The organism is Arthrobacter sp. zg-Y750, from assembly GCF_020907365.1.
GTDB lineage: Bacteria > Actinomycetota > Actinomycetes > Actinomycetales > Micrococcaceae > Arthrobacter_B.
Genome location: NZ_JAJJOC010000024.1, coordinates 88,641 through 95,234, shown reverse-complemented (window position 1 = coordinate 95,234; position 6,594 = coordinate 88,641). Strand labels below are relative to the sequence as shown.

The 6,594-nt window shown below is 64.0% G+C and carries 6 protein-coding genes; 2 read left to right on the top strand and 4 right to left on the bottom strand.

The window, feature by feature from the left end; translation table 11 throughout:
* A partial coding sequence (locus tag LOC57_RS15700) for an HNH endonuclease signature motif containing protein (protein WP_229960836.1) occupies nt 1-1,060 on the top strand: 1,060 nt, incomplete at its 5' end.
* 116 nt (nt 1,061-1,176) lie between these two features.
* Here LOC57_RS15700 and LOC57_RS15695 read toward each other — a convergent pair.
* From LOC57_RS15695 to LOC57_RS15680, 4 genes are all read right to left on the bottom strand, one after another.
* Entirely contained in the window at nt 1,177-1,923 is a 747-nt protein-coding gene (locus LOC57_RS15695) for an ABC transporter ATP-binding protein (RefSeq protein WP_229960834.1), read from the bottom strand.
* Entirely contained in the window at nt 1,920-2,867 is a 948-nt protein-coding gene (locus LOC57_RS15690) for an ABC transporter ATP-binding protein (protein WP_227914139.1), read from the bottom strand. Before LOC57_RS15690 ends, LOC57_RS15695 begins: the two co-directional genes overlap by 4 nt.
* A gap of 119 nt (nt 2,868-2,986) precedes the next feature.
* Complete coding sequence (locus tag LOC57_RS15685) at nt 2,987-3,967, bottom strand: branched-chain amino acid ABC transporter permease (protein ID WP_227926942.1); 981 nt, start codon at nt 3,965-3,967, stop codon at nt 2,987-2,989.
* Nucleotides 3,968-3,982: 15 nt separating this feature from the next.
* Entirely contained in the window at nt 3,983-5,290 is a 1,308-nt protein-coding gene (locus LOC57_RS15680) for a branched-chain amino acid ABC transporter permease (RefSeq protein ID WP_229960851.1), read from the bottom strand.
* 346 nt (nt 5,291-5,636) lie between these two features.
* Between LOC57_RS15680 and LOC57_RS15675 the strand changes: the two genes are divergently transcribed.
* Nucleotides 5,637-6,476 carry a Bax inhibitor-1/YccA family protein gene (locus LOC57_RS15675; protein WP_227914075.1) on the top strand — a complete coding sequence of 280 codons (840 nt, stop codon included), beginning with the start codon at nt 5,637-5,639 and terminating at the stop codon, nt 6,474-6,476.
* Nucleotides 6,477-6,594: the final 118 nt, after the last annotated feature.

The window sequence follows — 6,594 nt, the reverse complement described above, 5'->3', positions numbered from 1 at the left end:
CGCCACCCTGGCCGGATTGGAAGACGGACGGTTCAGCTACGGGCACGCTCAAGTGGTGCTCGACCAGTGTGAGAACATTCCGGCGTCGGAGCTTCCCGGGTTCGAGTCCGAACTGCTGGGCAAGGCAGAAGGCGTAACGAGGAGCCAGTTCTGTGCCAAGGCCAGGCGGCTAAGGGAGCGCAAATACCCGGAGACCGTTCCTGAACGGCATCTGACTGCCTTTGATAAGCGGCGGGTTGTCCTGGACCGGGATGAGGACGGCATGTCGTGGCTGTCGGCGCATTTGCGGGCCGCGGAAGCCCAGCAGATCTACACGGCCTTGAGCACTGCAGCCCGCGGTGAACAGGCCGCCGGTGACTCCCGGACTGCGGACCAGCTGCGCGCCGATGTCCTGGCCCAGCTGCTCATGGGCGGCCTCAGCTCGGCCCCGTCAGGTGCACAAAGCGGAGCAGGCGCCGAAGCAGGCAGCGGAGCAAGCAGTGGAGCAGGTGGTGGAGCAGGCGGCGGAGCAAGCGGTCGAGCAGCCGGCGGAGCGGGCAGTGGATCTGCCGAGGCCGATCCCGACGGCTCAACGGTCCTGCCGCGGGCGGAGATCATGGTCCTGATCAACGCTGAAACGCTCTTTGGCGCCAACGAGGAGCCGGCTGAGCTCCACGGCTACGGTCCGATCAGTGCCGAAGAAGCCCGCCGACTGGCCCGCAACGCTGCGGGGTGGACGGGTCTGGCCCAGGATCCGAAGACAGGCGAAATCCTCGCGGTGGGCAGGCGTCGGAAAGTCCCCGCGGGACTGGCCCGCTGGCTACGCGCCCGGGACGGGACCTGCCGGTTCCCCGGTTGCAGGGTTAGCACCGCCGTCACGGAAATTGACCACACCATCGACTGGGCCAAGGGCGGCCCCACCGAGCACGGCAACCTTGAACACCTGTGCCGCCGGCATCACCGCTTCAAGACCCGGGGGTTCTGGAAGGCCTCCCAGCCCACGCCGGGCGTGATGGAGTGGACCTCGCCCACGGGACGGGTTTATCGGACCGAACCCTTTCTGGAACTGGCACCGCGGTAGGGTTCGCGGGCCTGGAGTCCGCGCCCGCGAACCCAAGCCTGCCTCTAGACGGGTCAGGGCCCGTCCCCGGCATACTTTCCCGGGGACGGGCCCTGACAGCCAGACAGCCGTGGCAACTAGGCGGACTCTGCCAACGTTCCCAGGTACAGCTGGATGACCTTCGGATCTTTCATGAGCTCACGTCCGGTACCCGTGTACGCGTCCTTGCCCTGGTCCAACACATAGGCTCGGTCGCAGATCTGCAGGCAGCGGCGGGCATTCTGCTCCACCATGATCACTGAAACTCCGGCACGGTTGATTTCATGGACCCGCAGGAAAGCTTCGTCCTGTTTCACGGGGGAGAGGCCAGCCGAAGGCTCGTCCAGCAGCAGTACTGCTGGATCCATCATCAGCGCCCGGCCCATGGCAACCATCTGCCGTTCACCGCCGGACAGGGATCCGGCACGCTGGGCACGGCGTTTAGCAAGTTCAGGGAAGACCCCCGCTACGAAGTCGAAGCGTTCCTTGAACGTCCGAGGCGCCTGATACACGCCCATCTGCAGGTTTTCCTCGATGGTCAGGGACGGGAACACGTTGTTGTTCTGCGGCACGAACCCCACCCCGCGGCTGACCAGCTTGTTGGCCTTGAGTCCGGTCAGGTCCTGGCCGCGGACAACAACTGTCCCGGAATGAACCTTCACCAGGCCGAACATGGCCTTGAGCAGGGTCGATTTGCCGGCACCGTTGGGCCCGATAATGCCGATAAGTTCTCCTCGTCGGGCCTCAATACTGCAGCCGTTGAGGATATTGACCCCGGGAATGTAACCGGCCACAAGGTCGGTCACCTTGACGACGGAATCGCCCTCGAATGCATCGGCGCTCATGCCTTGTCCTTCCGTTCATCGACTCGCCCGCCGGCAGTGCCGGCAGGTTCAGTGCCCACCGAAGACTCGGCGTCGTGCTCCAATTCCGCCTCGAGCTTTTCGAAGCCCTCGGAATCGGCAAGGTCCACGTCGTGATGGGCGCCCAGATAGGCATCGATCACGGCTTGGTCTTTCATCACCTCGGACGGAGGGCCCTCGGCAACTACCTTGCCTTCAGCCATGACCACGACCCAGTCGGCAATGTGGCGGACCATGTGCATGTCGTGTTCCACGAACAGGACCGTCATGCCTTCGGCCTTGAGGTTCTTGATGTGGTCCAGCAGTGACTGGGTCAGGGCAGGGTTCACGCCGGCCATGGGTTCGTCCAGCATCACAAGTTTCGGTCGGACCATCAGGGCCCGCGCCATTTCCAGCAGCTTCCGCTGGCCGCCGGAAAGCGACGCCGCGTAATCCGCACGCTTGGTGTCTAGCTTGAACTTGGCAAGCAGGACGTCGGCCTGCTCGGTGATCTCGTTCTCCCGGCTGCGCCACAGCGGCGGCAGGAGGGCCCGCCACAGTGACTCACCCGGTTGGGATGTGGCACCCAAGCGCATGTTTTCCAAGACGGTGAGCTTGCCCATGACCTTGGTCAGCTGGAACGTACGCACCATGCCCAGCCGGGCCACCTTGTAGGCGGATACCCCCGCAAGATCCTTGCCTTCGAACTGCCAGGTGCCGGACTGGGGGGTGTCGAAACCGGTGAGGAGGTTGAACAGCGTGGTTTTACCGGCACCGTTGGGGCCGATCAGGGCGGTGATCTTGTGCCGGGGAATTTCCACGTGCTCAACGTCCACGGCATTAATGCCGCCGTAGGTCCGGGTGACGTTTTGCGCCACAAGGATGGGATCCCGCTTGGCGCAGCCCGGACCCGTTTCTCCTGCGGCGATGGGTTGGGTATCGCTCATATACGGGTTCGCGACGGCGTCATCCGCGAGGGTGTTGACGGGCGCGGCTATCGGCTCGGCGGCATGCGCCCCGCCGGCCCGCACTGAATCCCCGGGACTGGACTGGTCTGCCTGGTGGCTCATGCGAACGACAGCTCCTTCTTGTTGCCCAGGATCCCCTGGGGCCTGAAGATCATCAGCAGCATCAGCGCCACACCCACAAGGATGTAGCGGATCTGGCCTGCTTGGGAAGTGGTGATGAAGGTGATGTATCCCGATTCGATGGCGCCGTACAGGACGCCCTGGGTGATGGAGAGGATGGCCCAGAAGATCATCGATCCCAGCACCGGTCCCAGCACGGTGGACATGCCGCCCAGCAGCAGGGCCGTGTACAGGTAGAAGGTGAGCTCGGTGCCGTAGTTGGCCGGCTGCACGGCGTCCCGGGGGAGGGTGAAGATGATTCCGGCCAGGGTGCCGAGAAGGCCGCCGATGATCAGTGCCTGCATTTTGTAGGCATAGACGTTCTTGCCCAGGGCGCGCACGGCGTTCTCATCTTCACGGATGCCCTTGACGACGCGGCCCCAGGGACTGCGGATGAGCATCCACACCAGCAGGCAGGCAACTATGACCAGCGTCCAGGCTACGATGCGGATCCAGACGTCGCGCTCGTTCATGGAGAACGGACCGATGTTGTAGCTGCCCTCCGGTACCGGGTTGAGGTCGTAGAAGCTGCCGGTGAAGGCGGCGAGCCCGTTGGCGGATCCGGTGACGGAGGTCATCGAGTTGGTGGTGACGACGTACCGAATGATTTCCGCGGCGGCAATGGTGACGATGGCAAGATAATCCGCGCGCAGCCGCAGCGTGGGAATGCCCAGGATGACCGCGAACACCACTGAACCCAGAAGGGCAATCAGCAGGGCCAACGGCAGCGGGGCGTTGAAAGACAGGATCGGAATGGCGAAGCCGTAGGCTCCCACGGCCATAAACCCGGCCTGGCCGAAGTTCAGGAGGCCGGTGTAGCCGAAGTGCACGGCGAGGCCGAGAGCGGCCAGCGCGTAGGCGGCCGTCGTGGGGCTGATGATCTCGTTGAAGGCACCGAGAAGAATATTGGCGAAATCCATGTGTAACTAAGCCCCTTAACCTATGCGCTCGCGGCGGCCGAGAAGGCCCTGCGGCCGGACCAGCAGGACAAGAATCATGATGACCAGCGCGCCGACGTATTTCAGGTCAGCCGGCAGCCAAAGAGTGGAGATTTCCACGAAAAGCCCCACAAGGACGGAACCGACCAGCGCCCCGAACACGGTGCCGAGACCGCCCAGGGTAACCCCGGCAAAGATCAGCAGCAGAATCTGCTGGCCCATATTGAAGGAAACTCCCGGACGGTAGTACGCCCAGAGAATGCCGCCCATGGCAGCCAGCGCACCGCCAATGACCCAGACCAGACGGATCACCCGGTCCACATCGATGCCTGAAGCAGCCGCAAGTGCGGGATTGTCCGACACCGCCCGGGTGGCCTTGCCGATCCTGGTCCGGAGCAGCAGCAGCGCTACCACCAAAATCGCGGCCAGGCTGACAATCAGGGACACCAAGGTGTTCCGGGGAATGGACACCGGGCCCAGCTCCAGGACGGGGCTCTGGGAACCGGGCAGCTGCTGGGTTCCGCCGCCGAAGAAGAACAGGACGGTGTAGCGGACGGCGACGGCAAGGCCGATGCTGACGATCATCATCGGAACCAGTCCCGTACCCCGCCGGCGCAGCGGCTTCCAGATGCCGGCGTCCTGCACGTATCCGAAGGCGGCACCGCCAAGCACCGCCAGAGGGAGGGCCACCCAAACCGGAAGCCCGATGGCGGCGAAAGCGAAAGCCAGCACCGCGCCCAGGGTCACCATTTCACCGTGGGCAAAGTTGGTCAGGCCGGTGGTGCCGAAAATCAGTGAGAGGCCGACGGCGCTTAGCGCCAGCAAGAGGCCGAAGCTCAGCCCGGCAACGGCACGCTCGGCCAGAAGCGAACCGAAGCTTTCCTGCTGCAGGACAATTCCCTCGCCGAGCAGGAACAGGGTGGTGATGTTGCTGGTACCGGCGAATGTCACCGTCCGCGGGTTCTTCTGGCCTTCGGCGAGGGCTACGCCCTCGGGGAGGCTGGATTCATCGAGTGCCACTTCATAGGCGCCCTGTTCGGGCACCCCGATGGACCAGGAACCGTTCGCTCCGGTAACGGCTTCACCCTCGTATCCGTTGCCGGTGGCCGTGACCTTCACCCCTTCCAGCGGGGTGCCCTCATTCTTGATGACGCCGCTGATCCGGTCACGGAATTCAGCGCCGTCCGTGGGTCCCGGGCTGGTGGCCGGCGCAGAGGCACCGTCCGACGGGCTGGTTGTAGTTGCGTGAGCGGCAGGGGCTGCGAAGAGCAGGGCAGCGAACATCGCCGCCACCGCTGCCAGCATCCCCAAATACCGGGTCAGCGCCGATGTTCTTGCCAAGTTCCGAAACCTCCGCGCAGGGCTGCGGCACCGCAAAAGCGGTCCGCAGGCGGGTAGATGTGACTCAGGTCACCGATTGGGGAACATGCTACCCACAGAATGTTTCAGGCAGTGACGTTTGTCCCTGCCCGTATGTCGCGATCCCGTAACGACTTTGTTGCCGGCAGCGCAAGACCGCAGGAGCAGAGGGGACCCGCCTCGACCGAACCGTTACCTAAAGAGGCGTATTTGCGGGAATCCGCGGCCCCGGCCGTTCGTTGGACTTTGGTAGGCTGACCCTAAACAGCCCCCCAGATGGAGGACACTTTTCATGGCACTTGGCGGAAATCCGGTTTTCAACGGAAAGAACTTCCGTTCCCAGACCCGTGGCGGAGCAGCCCAGGGGTCGCTGGCAACGGATAACACCTACATGACCCCGCAGCAGCTGCAGGATCTGTACACGGCGCCGTCGGCAAAGCCTTCGGACATGGGTCGGATGACTTATGACGACGTGATCATGAAGACGGTGTTCTGCCTCGCGGCAGTCCTGGTGGGCGCAGCAGTCCCCACCTTCGTCCTCCCGTCCATGGGCATGGGCCTGATGATGCTGGGCGCACTGGGCGGATTCGTCCTTGGCCTGGTCAACTCCTTCAAGCGCGAACCCGTACCGGGCCTGATCCTTGCCTACGCGTTCCTGGAGGGAATGTTCCTCGGCGGGCTGACAGCCGTCCTCGACAACGCCTACCCGGGCGTTGGGCTGCAGGCGGTACTGGGCACCCTCGCGGTCTTCGCCGTCACCTTGGTGCTGTTCCGCAGCGGCAAGGTGCGTGCGACCCCCAAGGCTGTCCGGTTCTTCATGATCGCCATCATCGGTTACGCGGTCTTCTCCCTGATCAACGTCGGCCTGATGATCTTCGGCGGCGTAAATGATCCGTGGGGCCTGCGCGGAGTGGAAATCTTCGGCATCCCGATGGGCGTCTTCATCGGCCTGCTGGCCATCGGGCTGGCCGCCTTCTCCCTGATCATGGACTTCACCTCCATTGAACAGGGCGTCAAGGCCGGTGCCCCGGAGCGCTACTCCTGGACGGCGGCCTTCGGCCTCACGGTCACCTTGGTATGGCTGTACGTGGAGATCATCCGGCTGCTGGCCATTCTCCGCGGCAGCGACTAACCACCCAGAACCAGCTGCGTACAGTCCCGCAGCAACACAGGGACCGTATTGGAAGGCCCGCCGGCATTACGCCGGCGGGCCTTCCGCCGTTTAACAGGCCGCTGCCGCCCGGCCGTTA

Excerpts from the sequence above, each read along its gene's own strand:
- LOC57_RS15675 (WP_227914075.1), top strand. The coding sequence starts at position 5,637 with ATGGCACTTGGCGGAAATCCGGTTTTCAACGGAAAGAACTTCCGTTCC.
- LOC57_RS15685 (WP_227926942.1), bottom strand. The coding sequence starts at position 3,967 with ATGGATTTCGCCAATATTCTTCTCGGTGCCTTCAACGAGATCATCAGC.
- LOC57_RS15690 (WP_227914139.1), bottom strand. The coding sequence starts at position 2,867 with ATGAGCGATACCCAACCCATCGCCGCAGGAGAAACGGGTCCGGGCTGC.
- LOC57_RS15680 (WP_229960851.1), bottom strand. The coding sequence starts at position 5,290 with ATGCTGGCAGCGGTGGCGGCGATGTTCGCTGCCCTGCTCTTCGCAGCC.
- LOC57_RS15695 (WP_229960834.1), bottom strand. The coding sequence starts at position 1,923 with ATGAGCGCCGATGCATTCGAGGGCGATTCCGTCGTCAAGGTGACCGAC.